Raw genomic sequence first — 22672 nt, forward strand, 5'->3', positions numbered from 1 at the left:
CGAAAGACGGGTGAGAATCCCGTCCACCGAATGCCTAAGGTTTCCTGAGGAAGGCTCGTCCGCTCAGGGTTAGTCAGGACCTAAGCCGAGGCCGACAGGCGTAGGCGATGGACAACAGGTTGATATTCCTGTACCACCTCTTTATCGTTTGAGCAATGGAGGGACGCAGAAGGATAGAAGAAGCGTGCGATTGGTTGTGCACGTCCAAGCAGTTAGGCTGATAAGTAGGCAAATCCGCTTATCGTGAAGGCTGAGCTGTGATGGGGAAGCTCCTTATGGAGCGAAGTCTTTGATTCCCCGCTGCCAAGAAAAGCTTCTAGCGAGATAAAAGGTGCCTGTACCGCAAACCGACACAGGTAGGCGAGGAGAGAATCCTAAGGTGTGCGAGAGAACTCTGGTTAAGGAACTCGGCAAAATGACCCCGTAACTTCGGGAGAAGGGGTGCTTTCTTAACGGAAAGCCGCAGTGAATAGGCCCAAGCGACTGTTTAGCAAAAACACAGCTCTCTGCGAAGCCGTAAGGCGAAGTATAGGGGGTGACACCTGCCCGGTGCTGGAAGGTTAAGGAGAGGGGTTAGCGTAAGCGAAGCTCTGAACTGAAGCCCCAGTAAACGGCGGCCGTAACTATAACGGTCCTAAGGTAGCGAAATTCCTTGTCGGGTAAGTTCCGACCCGCACGAAAGGTGTAACGATTTGGGCACTGTCTCAACCAGAGACTCGGTGAAATTATAGTACCTGTGAAGATGCAGGTTACCCGCGACAGGACGGAAAGACCCCGTGGAGCTTTACTGTAGCCTGATATTGAATTTTGGTACAGTTTGTACAGGATAGGCGGGAGCCATTGAAACCGGAGCGCTAGCTTCGGTGGAGGCGCTGGTGGGATACCGCCCTGACTGTATTGAAATTCTAACCTACGGGTCTTATCGACCCGGGAGACAGTGTCAGGTGGGCAGTTTGACTGGGGCGGTCGCCTCCTAAAGTGTAACGGAGGCGCCCAAAGGTTCCCTCAGAATGGTTGGAAATCATTCGTAGAGTGCAAAGGCATAAGGGAGCTTGACTGCGAGACCTACAAGTCGAGCAGGGACGAAAGTCGGGCTTAGTGATCCGGTGGTTCCGCATGGAAGGGCCATCGCTCAACGGATAAAAGCTACCCCGGGGATAACAGGCTTATCTCCCCCAAGAGTCCACATCGACGGGGAGGTTTGGCACCTCGATGTCGGCTCATCGCATCCTGGGGCTGTAGTCGGTCCCAAGGGTTGGGCTGTTCGCCCATTAAAGCGGTACGCGAGCTGGGTTCAGAACGTCGTGAGACAGTTCGGTCCCTATCCGTCGTGGGCGTAGGAAATTTGAGAGGAGCTGTCCTTAGTACGAGAGGACCGGGATGGACGCACCGCTGGTGTACCAGTTGTTCTGCCAAGGGCATAGCTGGGTAGCTATGTGCGGAAGGGATAAGTGCTGAAAGCATCTAAGCATGAAGCCCCCCTCAAGATGAGATTTCCCATAGCGTAAGCTAGTAAGATCCCTGAAAGATGATCAGGTTGATAGGTTCGAGGTGGAAGCGTGGTGACATGTGGAGCTGACGAATACTAATAGATCGAGGACTTAACCATATAATATGTAGCAATGTTATCTAGTTTTGAAAGAATATAAAAAACTTGTTGACTTTAGAAGTTAAATGAGTTACAATAATTCTTGTCTTAAATGAATACAGTCTGGTAATGATGGCAGAGAGGTCACACCCGTTCCCATACCGAACACGGAAGTTAAGCTCTCTAGCGCCGATGGTAGTTGGGACCTTGTCCCTGTGAGAGTAGGACGTTGCCAGGCAAACGGAGGATTAGCTCAGCTGGGAGAGCACCTGCCTTACAAGCAGGGGGTCGGCGGTTCGATCCCGTCATCCTCCACCATTTAGCCGACTTAGCTCAATTGGTAGAGCAACTGACTTGTAATCAGTAGGTTGGGGGTTCAAGTCCTCTAGTCGGCACCAGTTTTAATTTTGAGAGCCATTAGCTCAGTTGGTAGAGCATCTGACTTTTAATCAGAGGGTCGAAGGTTCGAATCCTTCATGGCTCACCATTTTAATGAAATATGCGGGTGTGGCGGAATTGGCAGACGCACTAGACTTAGGATCTAGCGCCTTTGGCGTGGGGGTTCGACTCCCTTCACCCGCACTTTTAATAAAATATCTCAAACATGTCTTGCGGAAGTAGTTCAGTGGTAGAATACAACCTTGCCAAGGTTGGGGTCGCGGGTTCGAATCCCGTCTTCCGCTCCAATTTTCAATATGACATGCCGGGGTGGCGGAACAGGCAGACGCACAGGACTTAAAATCCTGCGGTGGGTGACCACCGTGCGGGTTCGACCCCCGCCCTCGGCACCATATGCGCCCGTAGCTCAATTGGATAGAGCGTTTGACTACGGATCAAGAGGTTAGGGGTTCGACTCCTCTCGGGCGCGTTTTCTTTCGGGAAGTGGCTCAGCTTGGTAGAGCACCTGGTTTGGGACCAGGGGGTCGCAGGTTCAAATCCTGTCTTCCCGATACTTGTTTGGGGCCTTAGCTCAGCTGGGAGAGCGCCTGCCTTGCACGCAGGAGGTCAGCGGTTCGATCCCGCTAGGCTCCACCATTAGTTCTTTGAAAACTGAACGAAACAAACAACGTGAAACGTCAATTTTTATTTTTAGATGCTAGACAAACTAACTTTATTGGAGAGTTTGATCCTGGCTCAGGATGAACGCTGGCGGCGTGCCTAATACATGCAAGTCGAGCGAATGGATTGAGAGCTTGCTCTCAAGAAGTTAGCGGCGGACGGGTGAGTAACACGTGGGTAACCTGCCCATAAGACTGGGATAACTCCGGGAAACCGGGGCTAATACCGGATAACATTTTGAACCGCATGGTTCGAAATTGAAAGGCGGCTTCGGCTGTCACTTATGGATGGACCCGCGTCGCATTAGCTAGTTGGTGAGGTAACGGCTCACCAAGGCAACGATGCGTAGCCGACCTGAGAGGGTGATCGGCCACACTGGGACTGAGACACGGCCCAGACTCCTACGGGAGGCAGCAGTAGGGAATCTTCCGCAATGGACGAAAGTCTGACGGAGCAACGCCGCGTGAGTGATGAAGGCTTTCGGGTCGTAAAACTCTGTTGTTAGGGAAGAACAAGTGCTAGTTGAATAAGCTGGCACCTTGACGGTACCTAACCAGAAAGCCACGGCTAACTACGTGCCAGCAGCCGCGGTAATACGTAGGTGGCAAGCGTTATCCGGAATTATTGGGCGTAAAGCGCGCGCAGGTGGTTTCTTAAGTCTGATGTGAAAGCCCACGGCTCAACCGTGGAGGGTCATTGGAAACTGGGAGACTTGAGTGCAGAAGAGGAAAGTGGAATTCCATGTGTAGCGGTGAAATGCGTAGAGATATGGAGGAACACCAGTGGCGAAGGCGACTTTCTGGTCTGTAACTGACACTGAGGCGCGAAAGCGTGGGGAGCAAACAGGATTAGATACCCTGGTAGTCCACGCCGTAAACGATGAGTGCTAAGTGTTAGAGGGTTTCCGCCCTTTAGTGCTGAAGTTAACGCATTAAGCACTCCGCCTGGGGAGTACGGCCGCAAGGCTGAAACTCAAAGGAATTGACGGGGGCCCGCACAAGCGGTGGAGCATGTGGTTTAATTCGAAGCAACGCGAAGAACCTTACCAGGTCTTGACATCCTCTGAAAACCCTAGAGATAGGGCTTCTCCTTCGGGAGCAGAGTGACAGGTGGTGCATGGTTGTCGTCAGCTCGTGTCGTGAGATGTTGGGTTAAGTCCCGCAACGAGCGCAACCCTTGATCTTAGTTGCCATCATTAAGTTGGGCACTCTAAGGTGACTGCCGGTGACAAACCGGAGGAAGGTGGGGATGACGTCAAATCATCATGCCCCTTATGACCTGGGCTACACACGTGCTACAATGGACGGTACAAAGAGCTGCAAGACCGCGAGGTGGAGCTAATCTCATAAAACCGTTCTCAGTTCGGATTGTAGGCTGCAACTCGCCTACATGAAGCTGGAATCGCTAGTAATCGCGGATCAGCATGCCGCGGTGAATACGTTCCCGGGCCTTGTACACACCGCCCGTCACACCACGAGAGTTTGTAACACCCGAAGTCGGTGGGGTAACCTTTTTGGAGCCAGCCGCCTAAGGTGGGACAGATGATTGGGGTGAAGTCGTAACAAGGTAGCCGTATCGGAAGGTGCGGCTGGATCACCTCCTTTCTATGGAGAATTGATGAACGCTGTTCATCAATATAAGTTTCCGTGTTTCGTTTTGTTCAGTTTTGAGAGAACTATCTCTCATATATAAATGTATGTTCTTTGAAAACTAGATAACAGTGTAGCTCATATTTTTTAATTTTTAGTTTGGTTAAGTTAGAAAGGGCGCACGGTGGATGCCTTGACACTAGGAGTCGATGAAGGACGGGACTAACGCCGATATGCTTCGGGGAGCTGTAAGTAAGCTTTGATCCGAAGATTTCCGAATGGGGAAACCCACTATACGTAATGGTATGGTATCCTTACCTGAATACATAGGGTATGGAAGACAGACCCAGGGAACTGAAACATCTAAGTACCTGGAGGAAGAGAAAGCAAATGCGATTTCCTGAGTAGCGGCGAGCGAAACGGAACATAGCCCAAACCAAGAGGCTTGCCTCTTGGGGTTGTAGGACATTCTATACGGAGTTACAAAGGAACGAGGTAGACGAAGCGACCTGGAAAGGTCCGTCGTAGAGGGTAACAACCCCGTAGTCGAAACTTCGTTCTCTCTTGAATGTATCCTGAGTACGGCGGAACACGTGAAATTCCGTCGGAATCTGGGAGGACCATCTCCCAAGGCTAAATACTCCCTAGTGATCGATAGTGAACCAGTACCGTGAGGGAAAGGTGAAAAGCACCCCGGAAGGGGAGTGAAAGAGATCCTGAAACCGTGTGCCTACAAATAGTCAGAGCCCGTTAATGGGTGATGGCGTGCCTTTTGTAGAATGAACCGGCGAGTTACGATCCCGTGCGAGGTTAAGCTGAAGAGGCGGAGCCGCAGCGAAAGCGAGTCTGAATAGGGCGTTTAGTACGTGGTCGTAGACCCGAAACCAGGTGATCTACCCATGTCCAGGGTGAAGTTCAGGTAACACTGAATGGAGGCCCGAACCCACGCACGTTGAAAAGTGCGGGGATGAGGTGTGGGTAGCGGAGAAATTCCAATCGAACCTGGAGATAGCTGGTTCTCCCCGAAATAGCTTTAGGGCTAGCCTTAAGTGTAAGAGTCTTGGAGGTAGAGCACTGATTGAACTAGGGGTCCTCATCGGATTACCGAATTCAGTCAAACTCCGAATGCCAATGACTTATCCTTAGGAGTCAGACTGCGAGTGATAAGATCCGTAGTCAAGAGGGAAACAGCCCAGATCGCCAGCTAAGGTCCCAAAGTGTGTATTAAGTGGAAAAGGATGTGGAGTTGCTTAGACAACTAGGATGTTGGCTTAGAAGCAGCCACCATTTAAAGAGTGCGTAATAGCTCACTAGTCGAGTGACTCTGCGCCGAAAATGTACCGGGGCTAAATACACCACCGAAGCTGCGAATTGATACCAATGGTATCAGTGGTAGGGGAGCGTTCTAAGTGCAGTGAAGTCAGACCGGAAGGACTGGTGGAGCGCTTAGAAGTGAGAATGCCGGTATGAGTAGCGAAAGACGGGTGAGAATCCCGTCCACCGAATGCCTAAGGTTTCCTGAGGAAGGCTCGTCCGCTCAGGGTTAGTCAGGACCTAAGCCGAGGCCGACAGGCGTAGGCGATGGACAACAGGTTGATATTCCTGTACCACCTCTTTATCGTTTGAGCAATGGAGGGACGCAGAAGGATAGAAGAAGCGTGCGATTGGTTGTGCACGTCCAAGCAGTTAGGCTGATAAGTAGGCAAATCCGCTTATCGTGAAGGCTGAGCTGTGATGGGGAAGCTCCTTATGGAGCGAAGTCTTTGATTCCCCGCTGCCAAGAAAAGCTTCTAGCGAGATAAAAGGTGCCTGTACCGCAAACCGACACAGGTAGGCGAGGAGAGAATCCTAAGGTGTGCGAGAGAACTCTGGTTAAGGAACTCGGCAAAATGACCCCGTAACTTCGGGAGAAGGGGTGCTTTCTTAACGGAAAGCCGCAGTGAATAGGCCCAAGCGACTGTTTAGCAAAAACACAGCTCTCTGCGAAGCCGTAAGGCGAAGTATAGGGGGTGACACCTGCCCGGTGCTGGAAGGTTAAGGAGAGGGGTTAGCGTAAGCGAAGCTCTGAACTGAAGCCCCAGTAAACGGCGGCCGTAACTATAACGGTCCTAAGGTAGCGAAATTCCTTGTCGGGTAAGTTCCGACCCGCACGAAAGGTGTAACGATTTGGGCACTGTCTCAACCAGAGACTCGGTGAAATTATAGTACCTGTGAAGATGCAGGTTACCCGCGACAGGACGGAAAGACCCCGTGGAGCTTTACTGTAGCCTGATATTGAATTTTGGTACAGTTTGTACAGGATAGGCGGGAGCCATTGAAACCGGAGCGCTAGCTTCGGTGGAGGCGCTGGTGGGATACCGCCCTGACTGTATTGAAATTCTAACCTACGGGTCTTATCGACCCGGGAGACAGTGTCAGGTGGGCAGTTTGACTGGGGCGGTCGCCTCCTAAAGTGTAACGGAGGCGCCCAAAGGTTCCCTCAGAATGGTTGGAAATCATTCGTAGAGTGCAAAGGCATAAGGGAGCTTGACTGCGAGACCTACAAGTCGAGCAGGGACGAAAGTCGGGCTTAGTGATCCGGTGGTTCCGCATGGAAGGGCCATCGCTCAACGGATAAAAGCTACCCCGGGGATAACAGGCTTATCTCCCCCAAGAGTCCACATCGACGGGGAGGTTTGGCACCTCGATGTCGGCTCATCGCATCCTGGGGCTGTAGTCGGTCCCAAGGGTTGGGCTGTTCGCCCATTAAAGCGGTACGCGAGCTGGGTTCAGAACGTCGTGAGACAGTTCGGTCCCTATCCGTCGTGGGCGTAGGAAATTTGAGAGGAGCTGTCCTTAGTACGAGAGGACCGGGATGGACGCACCGCTGGTGTACCAGTTGTTCTGCCAAGGGCATAGCTGGGTAGCTATGTGCGGAAGGGATAAGTGCTGAAAGCATCTAAGCATGAAGCCCCCCTCAAGATGAGATTTCCCATAGCGTAAGCTAGTAAGATCCCTGAAAGATGATCAGGTTGATAGGTTCGAGGTGGAAGCATGGTGACATGTGGAGCTGACGAATACTAATAGATCGAGGACTTAACCATATAATATGTAGCAAATGTTATCTAGTTTTGAAGGAATATGCCTTCATAGTTTGGTGATGATGGCAGAGAGGTCACACCCGTTCCCATACCGAACACGGAAGTTAAGCTCTCTAGCGCCGATGGTAGTTGGGACCTTGTCCCTGTGAGAGTAGGACGTCGCCAAGCAACTAAAACACGAGTCAAATGACTCGTGTTTTTTCGTGTTTTATTTTATAATCCATAGTAATAAAAAATGTGTTTAAAGTATTCATATTTTGTTTAAATACAAGGGAATGTGGCTAGGATAGTGAATAAGCAAAAGAGTTGCAAATTTTATTAATACGTATATAATTAAAGTCAAAGATAGTCAAAGTCAATAAAGGTGGCGGATAAATGAGAAATATATCTGATATCATTGAGCAATATCTAAAGCAAGTTATTGACTTAAGTAATAATAATGTGATTGAAATCAAGAGAAATGAGATTGCGGATCGATTCGAGTGCGTACCATCTCAAATCAATTATGTAATCAATACCCGTTTTACGTTAGAAAGAGGATTTGTAGTAGAAAGTAAACGTGGTGGAGGAGGTTACATTCGCATTATAAAAGTCAAACTGCATGATGATATAGACATTATTGATCAAATGCTTCATATGATTGATCATAGCGTTGCGCAAGGGAATGCAGAAAGTATGATTATACGTTTAATAGAAGAGGGAATCATAACAAATCGTGAAGCGAAACTGATGTTAAGTGTAATAGACCGTTCTGTATTATCAATGGATGTTCCTTCTCGAGATGAACTTAGGGCTCGAATATTATGCGCAATGTTAAGAACACTGAAATATAAATAAATATAACTTTTGTAAAAGATTGATAACTAAGATAAAGCAGTTAAATATTGTAGAAGTTTTGAAAAAGAACATGCACTTTTATTTAAATGGATTCAGGAAAGCGAACAATCTAGTAATGTATGAAAAGTACCATGAGATAGAGCGTTCCTGTTGTAAAGGTGGGATAGTGATGACTTGTCAAAACTGTAACATAAGACCAGCAACTTTACATTATACAAAAGTAATTAACGAGAAGAAGGCGGAAGTTCATCTTTGTGAGCAATGTGCAGAGCAAAGTGGCTATACGTCTTTCTTTCAATCATCGCAGTCTAACTTTTCATTTCATGATTTATTTGCTGGTTTATTACACGGTGAATCAACAATGTTTGAAGAAGGAAAAAATGGATTTTCAAATGCAGATATAGTAAGGTGTCCAGATTGTAAGATGACATATGAACAATTTACAAAAGTCGGACGTTTTGGCTGTTCTTCTTGTTACGATACATTTAAGGAGCATTTAAAGCCATTATTAAAACGCCTTCACGGTGGGCATACAGAAAATTGTGGAAAAATTCCGGAACGTATAGAAGGAAATATCCACTTAAAGAAAGAATTAGATGAACTAAAACTTATTCTGAAACAATACGTACAGAAAGAGGAATTTGAGAAAGCTGCAGAGGTAAGGGATAAAATCCGAGGTCTTGAAATACAGCTTAGTGAGCATAGGGAGGGGGAATAATTCTATGTCACTGGACAAAATTATGAACGAAGCAATTAGTCCATGGATGAAGGGGGATGGCCCTGATTCTGATATTGTTTTAAGTAGTCGAATTCGTTTGGCTCGTAATTTTAAACAATATCAATTTTCCACTATGCAAAACGAAGAAGAAGCTAAACAGATTCATGAATTATTCAAAAAGAAATTTATAAATAAAGCAGTAGGGTCCTTTGGGGAGTTTGGACTATTAAAGATGAATGAATTAACCCCTCTTCAAAGGAGAGTTTTAGTCGAAAAGCATTTAATTAGTCCAAATCTTGCAGGGACAGAATATGGAGCATGTCTACTATCAGAAAGTGAACATATTAGTGTTATGCTTAATGAAGAAGACCATATTCGGATTCAGTGCCTATTTTCAGGATTACAGTTATCAGAGGCGCTTCAAAGCGCCAATCAAATAGATAATTGGATTGAGAAAGAAGTTGAATACGCTTTTGATGAGTCACTTGGATATATTACAAGTTGTCCTACTAATGTTGGCACAGGGTTAAGAGCTTCTGTGATGATTCATTTACCGGGACTGGTTTTAACAAAAAGAATTAGCCGTATTATACAAGTAATTCAAAAATTAGGGTTAGTAGTAAGAGGAATATACGGTGAAGGTAGCGAAGCGTTAGGTAATATATTTCAAGTTTCAAATCAAATGACGCTAGGAAAGTCTGAAGAAGATATTATTGCAGATTTAAAGAGTGTCATTCAACAAATTATACAGCAAGAAAAAATAGCTAGAGAATTAATTGTACAAAATTCAAGTATTGAACTTGAAGATAAGGTTTATCGTTCTTACGGCATACTAGCAAACAGTCGTTTAATTCAATCTGCAGAAGCAGCCAATTGCTTATCGGATGTACGACTTGGTATTGATCTAGGATATATAAAAGGTATATCGAGAAATATTTTGACTGAGCTAATGGTTCTTACGCAACCAGGTATTTTACAACAATACGCAGGTGGACCTTTAGGGCCAGAAGAAAGAGATTATCGAAGAGCAACCTTAATCCGTGAGCGATTACGTATTGAAAAAAACTAAGCGCAAGTAGGAGGCGATTTCTATGATGTTTGGAAGATTTACAGAAAGAGCACAGAAAGTATTAGCTTTATCTCAAGAGGAAGCAATTCGTATTGGGCATAATAATATTGGAACAGAACATATTTTACTTGGGCTTGTACGCGAAGGTGAAGGAATTGCAGCAAAAGCATTAATTGCTCTTGGATTAAGTCCAGAGAAAGTTCAAAAAGAAGTAGAAGCGTTAATTGGGCGTGGAACAGAAGCTTCTCAAACTGTACATTATACACCTCGTGCTAAAAAGGTTATTGAATTATCTATGGATGAAGCGCGTAAGCTAGGCCATTCTTACGTTGGAACAGAACACATTTTACTCGGTTTAATCCGTGAAGGTGAAGGTGTAGCCGCACGTGTTTTAAATAATTTAGGTGTAAGTCTAAATAAAGCAAGACAACAAGTTTTACAACTTCTTGGAAGTAATGAAGCTAGTTCAGGTCATCAAGGTGGTTCAGCATCAAATGCAAATACACCGACACTTGACAGTTTAGCAAGGGACTTAACAGTTGTTGCGCGTGAAAATCGCTTAGACCCTGTTATTGGACGTGGTAAAGAAATTCAACGTGTAATTGAGGTATTAAGCCGTAGAACGAAAAACAACCCAGTATTAATTGGTGAGCCTGGTGTAGGTAAAACGGCAATTGCAGAAGGATTAGCACAGCAAATTGTAAATAATGAAGTTCCTGAAACTTTAAGAGATAAGCGTGTTATGACACTAGATATGGGTACAGTGGTAGCTGGAACGAAATATCGCGGTGAATTTGAAGATCGTTTAAAGAAAGTGATGGATGAAATTCGCCAAGCAGGCAATATTATTCTATTTATTGATGAGCTTCATACATTAATTGGTGCAGGTGGAGCAGAAGGTGCAATCGATGCATCGAATATTTTAAAACCATCTTTAGCACGAGGAGAGTTACAATGTATTGGGGCAACAACTTTAGATGAGTATCGTAAATATATTGAAAAAGACGCGGCTTTAGAAAGACGTTTTCAACCAATTCATGTTGATGAGCCAAGTTTAGAAGAATCGATTCAAATCTTGAAAGGTTTACGTGATCGTTATGAGGCGCATCACCGTGTATCTATTACAGATGACGCTATTGATGCAGCTGTAAAACTTTCAGATCGTTATATTACAGATCGCTTTTTACCAGATAAAGCAATTGATTTAATTGATGAAGCTGCTTCAAAAGTTCGCTTACGTTCTTATACAACACCACCAAACTTAAAAGAGCTTGAAGTGAAGCTTGAGGAGATTCGAAAAGAAAAAGATGCAGCTGTACAAAGTCAAGAATTTGAAAAGGCTGCATCCTTACGTGATATGGAGCAACGCTTACGTGAGAAGTTAGAAGATACAAAACGTCAATGGAAAGAGCAACAAGGAAAAGAAAATTCAGAGGTTACGGTAGAAGATATTGCAAATGTCGTTTCTACATGGACGCGTATCCCAGTTTCTAAACTTGCACAAACAGAGACTGATAAATTATTAAATTTAGAATCCATTCTCCATGATCGTTTGATTGGTCAAGATGAAGCAGTAGTAGCTGTAGCAAAAGCTGTTCGTCGTGCAAGAGCAGGATTAAAAGATCCGAAGCGCCCAATTGGTTCATTTATTTTCTTAGGGCCAACAGGTGTAGGTAAAACAGAACTTGCAAGAGCACTAGCAGAATCTATGTTCGGTGATGAAGATGCAATGATTCGCATCGATATGTCAGAATACATGGAGAAGCATTCTACTTCCCGTTTAGTTGGTTCTCCTCCAGGATATGTTGGATATGAAGAAGGTGGACAATTAACAGAGAAAGTTCGTCGCAAGCCATATTCAGTTGTCTTATTAGATGAGGTAGAGAAAGCTCATCCGGATGTGTTTAATATTTTACTACAAGTATTAGAAGATGGTCGTTTAACAGATTCTAAAGGACGTACAGTTGATTTCCGTAATACGATTGTTATTATGACGTCTAACGTTGGTGCCGAGGCGTTAAAACGTAACAAACATCTTGGATTTAATGTACAAGATGAAAGCCGTGATTATTCGGATATGAAAGGTAAAGTAATGGATGAGCTGAAAAAGGCATTTCGTCCAGAATTCTTAAACCGTATTGATGAAATTATCGTATTCCATATGCTTGAGAAAAAACATATTCAAGAGATTGTAACTCTTATGGTAAATCAGTTAGTTAATCGCTTAAAAGAACAAGAAATCGAATTGCACTTAACGGAAGGGGCAATTTCAGCTATTGCAGATAAAGGATTTGATCGTGAGTATGGCGCTCGTCCACTTCGCAGAGCAATTCAGAAACATGTAGAAGATAGACTATCAGAAGAACTTTTAAAAGGTGCTATTGAGAAAGGACAAAAAGTTATCTTTGATGTAGAAGGAGAATCATTTGTCATTCATAGTGCGGAAAAGGTAAAATAAGTATAGACAAACAAAGAGGGCTACGCGATAGCCCTCTTTCTTGTACGAGAAGGATAAACGTTTATAGACGAAAGTGAAGTGAACTATAAAAAGGTATGGCTAAAAAGAAAACGAAATTTATATGTCAAGAATGTGGTTATCAGTCACCAAAATATATGGGTAAATGTCCTGGATGTGGTCAATGGAATACACTTGTTGAAGAAATGGAGCCAGTTGTATCATCTAGGCGCCTTAATTACGCGAATGCAATTCAAACGGAAGTAACAAAACCAAGACGTCTTACCGAAGTAGAAACAAAGTCTGAGGCACGTATTGAAACGGAATTTCAAGAGTTTAATCGTGTGCTTGGTGGTGGAATTGTAGATGGGTCCTTAGTGCTTATTGGTGGAGACCCTGGGATTGGAAAATCAACATTACTATTACAGATTTCATCACAATTAGCAGATTCTTCATATGATGTATTATACATATCGGGTGAGGAGTCGGCAAAGCAGATTAAACTTCGTGCAGATCGTTTGCATGTAAAGGGTAGCAATCTATTTGTTGTAGCAGAGACAGACCTGCAGCGTATTGCAGCACATATTGAAGAGATGAATCCAGCTTTTGTTGTTATTGATTCTATTCAAACGATACATTTACCTGAAGTGACGTCAGCACCAGGAAGTGTGGCACAAGTACGTGAATGTACAGCGGAATTAATGAAACTTGCAAAAACAAAAGGAATCCCTATTTTCATTGTCGGGCATGTGACAAAAGAAGGAGCAATTGCAGGACCTCGTATGTTAGAACATATGGTCGATGCAGTTCTTTACTTTGAAGGAGATCGACACCATACGTATCGTATTTTACGGGCTGTGAAGAACCGTTTTGGTTCCACGAATGAAATGGGTATCTTTGAAATGAAAGAGCTTGGTCTTGCGGAAGTTTTAAATCCTTCTGAAATCTTCCTTGAGGAAAGGCCGGTTGGTGTTGCAGGATCAACAGTAGTTGCTTCAATGGAAGGAACAAGACCGGTTTTAGTAGAAATACAAGCATTAATCTCCCCTACTAGTTTTGGAAATCCTCGAAGAATGGCGACGGGAATTGATCATAACCGTGTTTCGCTTATTATGGCAGTATTAGAAAAAAGAACAGGTTTACTATTGCAAAATCAAGATGCATATTTAAAAGTAGCTGGTGGTTTGAAATTAGACGAACCGGCAATTGATTTAGCAGTGGCTTTAAGTATAGCCTCAAGTTTTAGGGATAAATCTACGGCACCAACTGATGCAGTAATAGGAGAAGTAGGATTAACTGGAGAAATAAGAAGAGTATCAAGAATCGAACAACGTGTACAAGAAGCGGCTAAATTAGGATTTCAACGTGTTATTATTCCTAGAAAAAACTTAGGAGGATGGACAATTCCGGATGGGATTGAGGTTGTAGGTGTTTCTAATTTAGGAGAAGCGCTTCGTTTGACATTAGGAGGCTAGGCTATGGAAGAAAATAAGCAACGTGTCAAAAGTATGATTAATATTTTACAGCTCGTGGCCCCAGGAACACCACTGCGTGAAGGGATAGATAATGTACTTCGCGCACAAACAGGGGGGCTAATTGTTCTTGGATATAATGAGCAGATTAAAAGTATTGTGGATGGTGGTTTTCACATTAATTGTGCATTCTCTCCTGCTAGTTTATATGAATTAGCAAAAATGGACGGGGCACTTATTTTAAATGAAACGGGAAGTAAAATTTTAATAGCGAATGCACAGTTAGTTCCAGAGGCATCTATTGATTCTATTGAAACCGGTATGCGTCACCGAACAGCAGAACGTGTAGCGAAGCAGACGGGCAGCCTTGTTGTGGCCATTTCACAAAGACGTAACGTAATTACGCTATATCAAGGGAACTTACGTTATACACTAAAAGATATAGGGGTTATTTTAACAAAGGCAAACCAAGCTATTCAAACGTTAGAAAAATATAAGGCTGTATGGAATGATGGTATTACGAATTTGGGCATTCTAGAATTTGAAGAGGTCGTTACAATGTCTGAGGTAGTTCACGTTTTACATAGTGTTGAAATGGTACTGCGTATTAAAAATGAAATATTGAGCTATATTCATGAGCTAGGAACAGAAGGTAGGTTAATTCGTTTACAGCTTACAGAATTACTAGCTGATTTAGAAGCAGAGGCAGCATTGTTAATTAAAGATTACCATCAGGAGAAAACACAAGACCATCATCAAATTTTGAAAAAGTTACAGGACCTTGCAAATACACAACTTTTAGAGGATAGTGATTTAGTTAAATTACTTGGTTACCCAGGGCAAACCAGTTTAGAAGAAAGTGTGACGCCAAGGGGATATCGAATTACAAGCAAAATCTCTCGTGTTCCGCCACTTATCATTGAAAATTTAATTAATCGATTCAAAACGTTGCAAGGAGTTTGTCGCGCGACTATTCATGAATTGGATGATGTGGAAGGAATTGGGGAAGTAAGGGCGAAGAAAATACGAGAAGGCCTAAAAAGAATTCAAGAGCATCTATATATGAGTAGACACAATTAAGAATATTACATTGATTCCATAATATAACGACACTAGAACATTTTTGGTATATGATATGATATATTGGTAAATAAAACTATTTATAAAAAAACACGTCCGCTTTTGCATTCGGCGTTTTGATTAGCGAAACAATGGTTAATAATGAGTAGGAGGTGGTTGGATGTTAAAACGGATCGTACAGCTCTTCTTTCTAGTGATCGGGGGAGCGTTAGGGATTTACTTAATCCCAAAAGTTATTAATGTATTAGACATCGGTGCTGTTCCTTTATTGGAAGGATCGTATGTTCGTGCGATTATTGGTGCAATTATTTTATTTTTAACAACATTTTGGCTTGTAGATTATATTGTTCAACTTATTAAGCATATTGAAGAGGCTCTTGTAAAGGCGCCTGTAGCAGATGTTTTATTTGGTACATTAGGATTGATCTCTGGTCTTATTGTTGCATATTTAATTTTAATACCGATTCGTGAATTTACAATTCCGGTTATTAGTACGGTATTGCAAGTGTTCTTCACTCTTTTACTTGGATATTTAGGATTCCAAGTAGGATTTAAAAAGAGGAATGAATTGCTAGGATTATTTACATTACCCCAACGCGGAGGTAAGAAGAAAAATAATAGCGAGAACGAAGAGGCAGAAGCAGAAAAATCTACGACTCATTGGAAAATTCTCGATACGAGTGTAATTATCGATGGACGTATTGCTGACATTTGCCAAACGAAGTTTTTGGAAGGAACAATTGTGATTCCACAATTCGTATTAGAAGAGCTTCAGCATATTGCCGATTCTTCCGATGCTTTAAAGCGTAATCGTGGTCGCAGAGGACTAGACATTTTAAATCGTATTCAAAAAGAGATGCCGATTCCGGTAGAAATTTATGAAGGCGATTTCGAGGATATCCAAGAGGTGGATAGCAAACTTGTAAAGTTAGCAAAAATCACCGGTGGAACTGTAGTAACGAATGATTTTAACTTAAATAAAGTTTCTGAATTACAAGGAGTAACAGTGTTAAACATTAATGATTTAGCTAATGCAATTAAACCAGTTGTACTCCCTGGCGAAGAATTAAATGTTTATGTTGTGAAAGATGGTAAAGAGCAAAACCAAGGTGTTGCGTACTTAGATGATGGTACGATGATTGTAGTAGAAGATGGTAGAGAGTATGTAGGTTCGCAACTTAATGTACTGGTTACTAGCGTATTACAAACATCAGCTGGTCGTATGATTTTCGCAAAACGTAAATTATTAGAAAAAGCATTATAGGTAGAGGATTATTAATATGTATACATTAATTATTCCGGCAGCCGGCCAAGGAAAGCGGATGGGTGCTGGCAAAAATAAGTTGTTCTTACTTATAAATGAAGTACCGATTATCGTTCATACATTACGTGCTTTTGAAAGAGATAAAGCGTGCAACAGTATTGTTATGGCAATTAACGAAGAGGAACGCCCGTATTTTGAAGAATTAATGCAGAAGTATCCGATTGAAAAACAGGTACAATTTATTCAGGGTGGAGCCGAAAGACAAGATAGTGTATATAACGCGATTCAGCATGCGAGTGATGTTGAATACGTTCTTGTACATGACGGAGCGCGCCCATTCGTAACGAATAAAGTGATTCAAGATGTATTAACAGCAGCAGAAAAATATGGAGCTTCCATTTGTGCAGTGCCAGTAAAGGATACAGTTAAGAAGGTAGAGCAAGGTGTTGTTGTCGAAACGGTAGAACGATCTCAGCTTAAGGCTGTACAAACACCGCAAGGGTTCTCTGTTTCTCTTTTGCTAGAAGCTCATAGAAGTGCAAAACAGAGCTGTTTTCTTGGTACAGATGATGCAAGTCTCGTGGAACGTATTGGAAAGCAAGTAGGTGTAGTAGAAGGGAGTTACTATAATATTAAAGTGACGACTCCAGAGGATTTACTAATTGCTGAAAGTTTCCTTCATGTTCTGAAAAAATAGCCGTGATGGTGTATAACAAAGGAAAGCTCGGCAATGGCCGGGCTTTTCTTTGTAAGGATATCGATATAATATAGAGTCATAAAGCTCAGTGGTTTAGCTCAAGGAGGATGTAAAGAATGTTTCGAATTGGACAAGGTTTTGACGTGCATGAATTTGCAGAAGGTAGACCGTTAATTATTGGCGGAATTACAATTCCACACGAGAAAGGATTAATCGGCCATTCAGATGCAGATGTATTGTTACATACGATTGCTGATGCATGTTTAGGTGCTATTGCAGCAGGAGATATCGGAAAGCATTTTCCTGATACAGACCCAGCTTTTAAAGATGCAGATTCAGCTGTATTGTTGCAAAAAGTTTGGGAATTTGTGCGTGAACAAGGTTACGAGTTAGGGAATTTAGATTGTACAATTATTGCTCAAAAGCCAAAAATGGCACCGCATATTGAAAGTATGCGTAAACGTATTAGTGAACTGTTAGAAACGTCTATAGATAACATTAATGTAAAGGCAACTACAACAGAAAAATTAGGATTTACAGGTAGGGAAGAAGGAATTGCTTCTCAAGCAGTGGTATTATTACAGAAAAAATAATGGTTTTTAATTCGTAAGATGGATAATCACATTTTTTTGTTGTACAATTATAGAATGTGTAGACATTAAGAATGGAAGGTGTACCAATTATGGAAAAGCAAGTGAGAGTGCGCTATGCGCCAAGTCCAACAGGACACTTACATATCGGAAATGCGCGTACGGCATTATTTAATTATTTATTTGCTCGTCATTTAGATGGCAAGTTTATTATTCGTATTGAAGATACTGATGTAAAACGTAACGTGGCTGGTGGAGAAGAAAGCCAATTAAAATACTTAAAATGGCTCGGTATGGACTGGGATGAAGGTGTTGATGTTGGCGGTGAATTTGGACCATATCGTCAAACAGAGCGTTTAGATATTTATAAAAAATTATATCTAGATTTATTAGAGCGTGGTTTAGCTTACAAATGTTATATGACAGAAGAAGAGCTAGAAGCAGAGCGTGAAGGACAAATTTCTCGTGGTGAAACACCTCGTTATGCAGGTAACCACCGTGATTTAACTGAAGAACAAATGAAAGAATTTGAAGCTGAGGGACGTATTCCGAGTATTCGTTTCCGTGTACCAGCTAATCGTGATTACACATTCAAAGACATCGTAAAAGACGAAGTTGCATTCCATTCAAATGATTTTGGTGATTTTGTTATCGTGAAAAAAGATGGAATCCCAACTTATAACTTTGCGGTAGCAGTAGATGATCACTTAATGGAGATTACACATGTACTTCGTGGTGATGATCATATTTCAAACACGCCAAAACAAATGATGATTTATGAAGCTTTCGGTTGGGATATCCCACAATTCGGTCATATGACTTTAATTGTAAATGAAAGTCGTAAAAAATTAAGCAAGCGTGATGAATCTATTATTCAATTTATTGAGCAATATAAAGAGCTTGGATATCTTCCAGAAGCAATCTTTAACTTTATTGCGCTATTAGGTTGGTCACCAGTAGGTGAAGAAGAAATCTTCTCTAAAGATGAGTTTATCAAAATGTTTGATGCAGCTCGTTTATCAAAATCACCTGCATTATTTGATTCTCAAAAACTAAAATGGATGAACAACCAGTATATGAAAAAGCAAGATTTAGATACGGTTGTAGAGTTAAGTTTACCGCATTTAGTGAAAGCTGGACGTGTGGAAACTTTAAGTGAACAAGATCAAGATTGGATCCGTGGTGTAATTGCTTTATACCATGAACAAATGAGTTTTGGAGCTGAAATTGTAGAGCTTTCTGAAATGTTCTTCAAAGATCATGTTGATTATGAAGAAGAAGGACAAGAAGTATTAAAAGGTGAACAAGTACCAGAAGTACTTCGTGCATTTGCTGGTCAAGTAGAAGCACTAGAAGCGATGGAACCAGCAGCAATTAAGGCGGCTATTAAAGCAGTTCAAAAGGAAACAGGTCATAAAGGTAAAAACTTATTTATGCCAATCCGTGTTGCAACTACTGGTCAAACACATGGTCCAGAGCTTCCGAATGCTATTGCACTTCTTGGAAAAGAAAAAGTTTTAAATCGTCTTCAAAAAGTAATTGGTTAACATTTTCTAGGTTTAGAAATATAATAAGTATACTTAAAACCTAATAAGGAAAAGCGACGAGAAGGAGAAGTAGAAAATCAGGCTTTTTACAGAGAGAACCACCTTTAGGCTGGAAGTGGTTTATAAGCGGATTTTTGAAATGCCCCTTCGAGTCTTCTGCTGAACAGTAAATTGTTTTGCGAAACGTCTTAGGGCGTAAAGTAAGCAGAAGCGGTGTACACCGTTATCAGAGATGAGTTTGAGGCTTTTTTAGCCTAAACAGAGTGGAACCGCGCTTATAAGGCGTCTCTGTCAATATGACAGAGGCGTCTTTTTTTATACCGTAAAACTGGGTATGAGTATAAATTTTATCTACGTGTATAAAGATTTAGGGAGATAAGTAGGGAGTTAGTTCATTCGAAAAAGCAGCCCATAAAGGGGAGGGAACGTCGATGTTTAAGAGGCTTCGGGAAGATATTGAAGTCGTTTTTGAACAGGATCCAGCGGCAAGAAGTTATTTCGAAGTCATTTTGACTTACTCTGGATTACATGCAGTTTGGGCCCATCGAATTGCACATGCTTTTTATAAAAAAAATTTCTTCTTTATTGCACGTTGGATCTCACAAGTTAGTCGTTTCTTTACTGGCATTGAGATTCATCCAGGAGCAACAATTGGTCGTCGTTTTTTCATAGACCATGGAATGGGGGTTGTAATTGGAGAAACGTGCGAAATTGGTGATAATGTAACGATCTATCAAGGGGTTACATTAGGTGGTACGGGTAAAGAAAAGGGAAAGAGGCACCCTACAATTCAGGATAATGTATTAATTGCAACAGGTGCTAAAGTACTAGGTTCTATTACAGTTGGAGAGAATTCTAAAATTGGAGCAGGTTCTGTCGTATTAAAAGAAGTCCCTGCACATTCTACAGTTGTAGGTATACCTGGCCGAGTCGTTATTCAAAATGGAGTAAAAATCGGTCAAGAATTAAATCATTCTGACCTTCCAGACCCAATTTTTGATAAGTTAAAGGTCATGGAAGTAGAACTTGATAAATTGAAAAAACAACTTGAAGTAAAGGTAGAAAGGAAGGATAAAAATGACTATTCACATTTATAATACGTTAACACGTCAAAAGGAAGAGTTTACTCCATTAGAAGAAAATAAGGTAAAGATGTATGTGTGTGGACCTACAGTTTATAACTATATTCACATTGGGAATGCAAGACCACCTATGGTATTTGATACGGTACGCCGTTATTTAGAATATAAAGGATATGATGTGCAGTATGTATCCAACTTTACTGACGTAGATGATAAATTAATTAAAGCAGCAAATGAATTAGGTGAAGATGTGCCGACAATTGCTGACCGTTTCGTTGAAGCGTACTTTGAGGATGTAACGGCACTAGGTTGCAAACACGCAACAGTTCATCCGCGTGTAACGGAAAATATGGATATCATTATTGAATTTATTCAAGAACTTGTGAATAAAGGATATGCATATGAATCAGAAGGTGATGTGTACTTTAGAACGAAGGAATTCGAAGGATATGGTAAATTATCGCATCAACCAATCGCAGACTTACGTCACGGTGCGCGTATTGAAGTAGGAGAAAAGAAACAAGACCCTCTTGATTTTGCTTTATGGAAAGATGCTAAAGAAGGAGAAATCTTCTGGGAAAGCCCTTGGGGGAAAGGTCGTCCAGGCTGGCATATTGAATGCTCGGCAATGGCACGTAAATACTTAGGAGATACAATCGATATTCATGCTGGTGGTCAAGACTTAGCATTTCCTCATCATGAGAATGAAATTGCGCAGTCTGAGGCATTAACTGGAAAAACATTTGCACGTTACTGGATGCACAATGGATATATTAATATTAATAATGAGAAGATGTCTAAGTCATTGGGGAACTTTATTTTAGTTCACGATATCATTAAGCAATATAATCCGCAGTTAATTAGATTCTTTATGCTATCGGTACATTACCGTCATCCAATTAATTTCAGTGAAGAGTTATTACAAAGCACAAATAACGGACTGGAAAGAATTAAGACGGCTTACGGTAACTTAAAACACCGTATGGAAAGTAGTACTGATTTAACAGACCATAATGAGAAATGGCTAGCGGAACTGGAAAAATTCCAGACTGCATTTGAAGAAGCGATGAATGATGACTTCAACACTGCTAATGCAATCACTGAGTTATATAATGTGGCAAATCATGCGAATCAATATTTACTGGAAGAACATACGTCTACAGTGGTAATTGAAGCATACGTAAAACAACTTGAAACATTATTTGATATTTTAGGGTTAGAATTAGCGCAAGAAGAGTTGCTTGATGAAGAAATTGAGGCACTTATTCAAAAACGCATTGAAGCTCGTAAAAATCGTGATTTTGCATTATCAGATCAAATTCGCGATGACTTAAAAGACCGTAATATTATTTTAGAAGATACCGCTCAAGGTACAAGATGGAAAAGAGGATAAGAATGATTGATGCAAAGCAATTAAACAGCTTAGCGTTAGCATACATGGGTGATGCGGTATATGAACAATATATCCGCTATCACCTACTTCAAAAAGGGAAAGTTCGCCCTAATCAATTACATCGATTAGGGACGAGCTTTGTTTCAGCAAAAGCACAGGCGAAAGTTGTTTATCATTTATTAGAGACGACGTTTTTGACAGAGGAAGAAGAGGCGGTATTAAGAAGAGGACGTAATGCAAATTCAGGTACAGTTCCAAAAAATACGGATGTACAAACATATCGACATAGTACAGCCTTTGAAGCGCTAATTGGTTATCATCATTTATTAAATAACCGTGAAAGATTAGACGAAATTGTATATAAGGCAATTGCAGTTTTAGAAGAAAAGGAAGGGGGCACATCATCATGAGTAGTGAATATATTATCGGACGTAACCCTGTAATTGAGGCGTTACGATCAGGGAGAGATATAAATAAAATTTGGATCGCAGAAGGTGCTGCCAAAGGACAAGTACAGATTGTACTAGCGTTAGCGAAAGAAAATAAGGTTATTTTACAACATGCACCAAAGAAAAAGTTAGATCAATTAGTTGAGGGTAATCATCAAGGTGTAATTGCTCAAGTAGCTGCATATCAGTATGCGGAGTTAGAAGAGTTATTCAAAGTGGCAGAAAAACGTAATGAAGATCCATTCTTCTTAATTTTAGATGAGATTGAAGATCCGCATAACCTAGGTTCTATTATGCGTACTGCTGATGCGACAGGAGCTCATGGAATTATTATTCCAAAGAGAAGGGCTGTAGGGCTTACAGCGTCAGTTGCGAAAGCATCAACAGGAGCGATTGAATACATTCCTGTTGCGCGCGTAACGAACTTATCCCGTACAATTGATGAATTAAAAGAACGTGGACTTTGGATTGCTGGTACAGATGCCAAAGGGAAAACGGATTACCGTAATTTAGATGGTAAAATGCCAATTGGGTTAGTAATTGGTAGTGAAGGAAAAGGTATGAGTCGTATTATTGGTGAAAAGTGTGATTTCCTAATCACTCTACCGATGGTTGGTAAAGTTACATCCTTAAATGCTTCCGTAGCCGCAAGTTTGTTAATGTATGAGGTATATCGTAAACGTCACGAAATTGGTAAATAAAA

General features: G+C 41.8%; 14 protein-coding genes, 9 tRNA genes, 5 rRNA genes and 1 other annotated feature (1 of these 29 only partly in view). All 28 genes read left to right on the forward strand.

Annotation, left to right across the window (positions count from 1 at the left end; all coding sequences use genetic code 11):
- Positions 1-1609: ribosomal RNA gene (locus ACW0JX_RS00440) — 23S ribosomal RNA — on the forward strand; it begins 1313 nt to the left of the window's first position.
- A gap of 101 nt (positions 1610-1710) precedes the next feature.
- A 5S ribosomal RNA gene (rrf, locus tag ACW0JX_RS00445) occupies positions 1711-1826 on the forward strand.
- Between the two features lie 4 nt (positions 1827-1830).
- Positions 1831-1906 (forward strand) — tRNA-Val (locus tag ACW0JX_RS00450).
- Positions 1907-1910: 4 nt separating this feature from the next.
- Positions 1911-1986 (forward strand) — tRNA-Thr (locus ACW0JX_RS00455).
- 13 nt (positions 1987-1999) lie between these two features.
- A tRNA-Lys gene (locus ACW0JX_RS00460) sits at positions 2000-2075 on the forward strand.
- 14 nt (positions 2076-2089) lie between these two features.
- Positions 2090-2170: transfer RNA gene (locus ACW0JX_RS00465), tRNA-Leu, on the forward strand.
- A 29-nt stretch (positions 2171-2199) separates the two neighbouring features.
- Positions 2200-2274: transfer RNA gene (locus tag ACW0JX_RS00470), tRNA-Gly, on the forward strand.
- A 16-nt stretch (positions 2275-2290) separates the two neighbouring features.
- Positions 2291-2379, forward strand: a tRNA-Leu gene (locus ACW0JX_RS00475).
- Between the two features lie 3 nt (positions 2380-2382).
- Positions 2383-2456: transfer RNA gene (locus ACW0JX_RS00480), tRNA-Arg, on the forward strand.
- An 8-nt stretch (positions 2457-2464) separates the two neighbouring features.
- Positions 2465-2538: transfer RNA gene (locus tag ACW0JX_RS00485), tRNA-Pro, on the forward strand.
- Positions 2539-2547: 9 nt separating this feature from the next.
- Positions 2548-2623 (forward strand) — tRNA-Ala (locus tag ACW0JX_RS00490).
- Positions 2624-2699: 76 nt separating this feature from the next.
- Positions 2700-4251 (forward strand): 16S ribosomal RNA (locus tag ACW0JX_RS00495).
- 146 nt (positions 4252-4397) lie between these two features.
- Positions 4398-7319 (forward strand): 23S ribosomal RNA (locus ACW0JX_RS00500).
- A 49-nt stretch (positions 7320-7368) separates the two neighbouring features.
- Positions 7369-7484: ribosomal RNA gene (rrf, locus tag ACW0JX_RS00505) — 5S ribosomal RNA — on the forward strand.
- The 16S, 23S and 5S rRNA genes sit together here with 9 tRNA genes alongside, the layout of an rRNA operon.
- A gap of 207 nt (positions 7485-7691) precedes the next feature.
- Positions 7692-8153, forward strand: a complete 462-nt coding sequence (ctsR, locus tag ACW0JX_RS00510; RefSeq protein WP_001244560.1) for a transcriptional regulator CtsR — start codon at positions 7692-7694, stop codon at positions 8151-8153.
- A 169-nt stretch (positions 8154-8322) separates the two neighbouring features.
- Positions 8323-8871, forward strand: a complete 549-nt coding sequence (locus ACW0JX_RS00515; protein ID WP_459245251.1) for a UvrB/UvrC motif-containing protein — start codon at positions 8323-8325, stop codon at positions 8869-8871.
- Positions 8872-8875: 4 nt separating this feature from the next.
- Positions 8876-9940, forward strand: coding sequence for a protein arginine kinase (locus ACW0JX_RS00520; RefSeq protein ID WP_000050836.1), 1065 nt, complete (start codon positions 8876-8878; stop codon positions 9938-9940).
- A gap of 22 nt (positions 9941-9962) precedes the next feature.
- On the forward strand, positions 9963-12398 hold the full coding sequence (gene clpC / locus ACW0JX_RS00525; RefSeq protein WP_000971170.1) for an ATP-dependent protease ATP-binding subunit ClpC: 2436 nt from the start codon (positions 9963-9965) through the stop codon (positions 12396-12398).
- Between the two features lie 95 nt (positions 12399-12493).
- Positions 12494-13870 carry a DNA repair protein RadA gene (gene radA, locus ACW0JX_RS00530; RefSeq protein WP_001085199.1) on the forward strand — a complete coding sequence of 459 codons (1377 nt, stop codon included), beginning with the start codon at positions 12494-12496 and terminating at the stop codon, positions 13868-13870.
- A gap of 3 nt (positions 13871-13873) precedes the next feature.
- Positions 13874-14947 (forward strand): DNA integrity scanning diadenylate cyclase DisA, encoded by a 1074-nt coding sequence (gene disA, locus ACW0JX_RS00535; protein ID WP_000392164.1) that lies wholly within the window; start codon positions 13874-13876, stop codon positions 14945-14947.
- Between the two features lie 160 nt (positions 14948-15107).
- The gene (locus ACW0JX_RS00540; RefSeq protein ID WP_053565451.1) at positions 15108-16211 is read left to right on the forward strand and encodes a PIN/TRAM domain-containing protein; all 1104 of its coding nucleotides are present in this window, start codon (positions 15108-15110) and stop codon (positions 16209-16211) included.
- Between the two features lie 16 nt (positions 16212-16227).
- Positions 16228-16908 (forward strand): 2-C-methyl-D-erythritol 4-phosphate cytidylyltransferase, encoded by a 681-nt coding sequence (gene ispD, locus ACW0JX_RS00545; RefSeq protein WP_089170263.1) that lies wholly within the window; start codon positions 16228-16230, stop codon positions 16906-16908.
- 116 nt (positions 16909-17024) lie between these two features.
- Positions 17025-17501, forward strand: a complete 477-nt coding sequence (gene ispF, locus ACW0JX_RS00550) for a 2-C-methyl-D-erythritol 2,4-cyclodiphosphate synthase (protein ID WP_000488386.1) — start codon at positions 17025-17027, stop codon at positions 17499-17501.
- Between the two features lie 89 nt (positions 17502-17590).
- On the forward strand, positions 17591-19045 hold the full coding sequence (gene gltX / locus ACW0JX_RS00555) for a glutamate--tRNA ligase (RefSeq protein WP_459245252.1): 1455 nt from the start codon (positions 17591-17593) through the stop codon (positions 19043-19045).
- A 47-nt stretch (positions 19046-19092) separates the two neighbouring features.
- Positions 19093-19338, forward strand: a binding site (T-box leader).
- 138 nt (positions 19339-19476) lie between these two features.
- Positions 19477-20142 carry a serine O-acetyltransferase gene (cysE, locus tag ACW0JX_RS00560; protein ID WP_000476500.1) on the forward strand — a complete coding sequence of 222 codons (666 nt, stop codon included), beginning with the start codon at positions 19477-19479 and terminating at the stop codon, positions 20140-20142.
- Positions 20123-21520, forward strand: coding sequence for a cysteine--tRNA ligase (cysS, locus tag ACW0JX_RS00565; protein WP_000152273.1), 1398 nt, complete (start codon positions 20123-20125; stop codon positions 21518-21520). Before cysE ends, cysS begins: the two co-directional genes overlap by 20 nt.
- 2 nt (positions 21521-21522) lie before the next feature.
- Positions 21523-21930, forward strand: a complete 408-nt coding sequence (locus ACW0JX_RS00570; protein WP_064531901.1) for a Mini-ribonuclease 3 — start codon at positions 21523-21525, stop codon at positions 21928-21930.
- Positions 21927-22670 (forward strand): 23S rRNA (guanosine(2251)-2'-O)-methyltransferase RlmB, encoded by a 744-nt coding sequence (gene rlmB, locus ACW0JX_RS00575; protein WP_000093765.1) that lies wholly within the window; start codon positions 21927-21929, stop codon positions 22668-22670. Before ACW0JX_RS00570 ends, rlmB begins: the two co-directional genes overlap by 4 nt.
- Positions 22671-22672: the final 2 nt, after the last annotated feature.

The organism is Bacillus sp. C-3-6, from assembly GCF_054509685.1.

Coding starts and splice junctions, on each gene's coding strand:
- ctsR (WP_001244560.1), top strand. CDS start 7,692: ATGAGAAATATATCTGATATCATTGAGCAATATCTAAAGCAAGTTATT.
- ACW0JX_RS00515 (WP_459245251.1), top strand. CDS start 8,323: ATGACTTGTCAAAACTGTAACATAAGACCAGCAACTTTACATTATACA.
- ACW0JX_RS00520 (WP_000050836.1), top strand. CDS start 8,876: ATGTCACTGGACAAAATTATGAACGAAGCAATTAGTCCATGGATGAAG.
- clpC (WP_000971170.1), top strand. CDS start 9,963: ATGATGTTTGGAAGATTTACAGAAAGAGCACAGAAAGTATTAGCTTTA.
- radA (WP_001085199.1), top strand. CDS start 12,494: ATGGCTAAAAAGAAAACGAAATTTATATGTCAAGAATGTGGTTATCAG.
- disA (WP_000392164.1), top strand. CDS start 13,874: ATGGAAGAAAATAAGCAACGTGTCAAAAGTATGATTAATATTTTACAG.
- ACW0JX_RS00540 (WP_053565451.1), top strand. CDS start 15,108: ATGTTAAAACGGATCGTACAGCTCTTCTTTCTAGTGATCGGGGGAGCG.
- ispD (WP_089170263.1), top strand. CDS start 16,228: ATGTATACATTAATTATTCCGGCAGCCGGCCAAGGAAAGCGGATGGGT.
- ispF (WP_000488386.1), top strand. CDS start 17,025: ATGTTTCGAATTGGACAAGGTTTTGACGTGCATGAATTTGCAGAAGGT.
- gltX (WP_459245252.1), top strand. CDS start 17,591: ATGGAAAAGCAAGTGAGAGTGCGCTATGCGCCAAGTCCAACAGGACAC.
- cysE (WP_000476500.1), top strand. CDS start 19,477: ATGTTTAAGAGGCTTCGGGAAGATATTGAAGTCGTTTTTGAACAGGAT.
- cysS (WP_000152273.1), top strand. CDS start 20,123: ATGACTATTCACATTTATAATACGTTAACACGTCAAAAGGAAGAGTTT.
- ACW0JX_RS00570 (WP_064531901.1), top strand. CDS start 21,523: ATGATTGATGCAAAGCAATTAAACAGCTTAGCGTTAGCATACATGGGT.
- rlmB (WP_000093765.1), top strand. CDS start 21,927: ATGAGTAGTGAATATATTATCGGACGTAACCCTGTAATTGAGGCGTTA.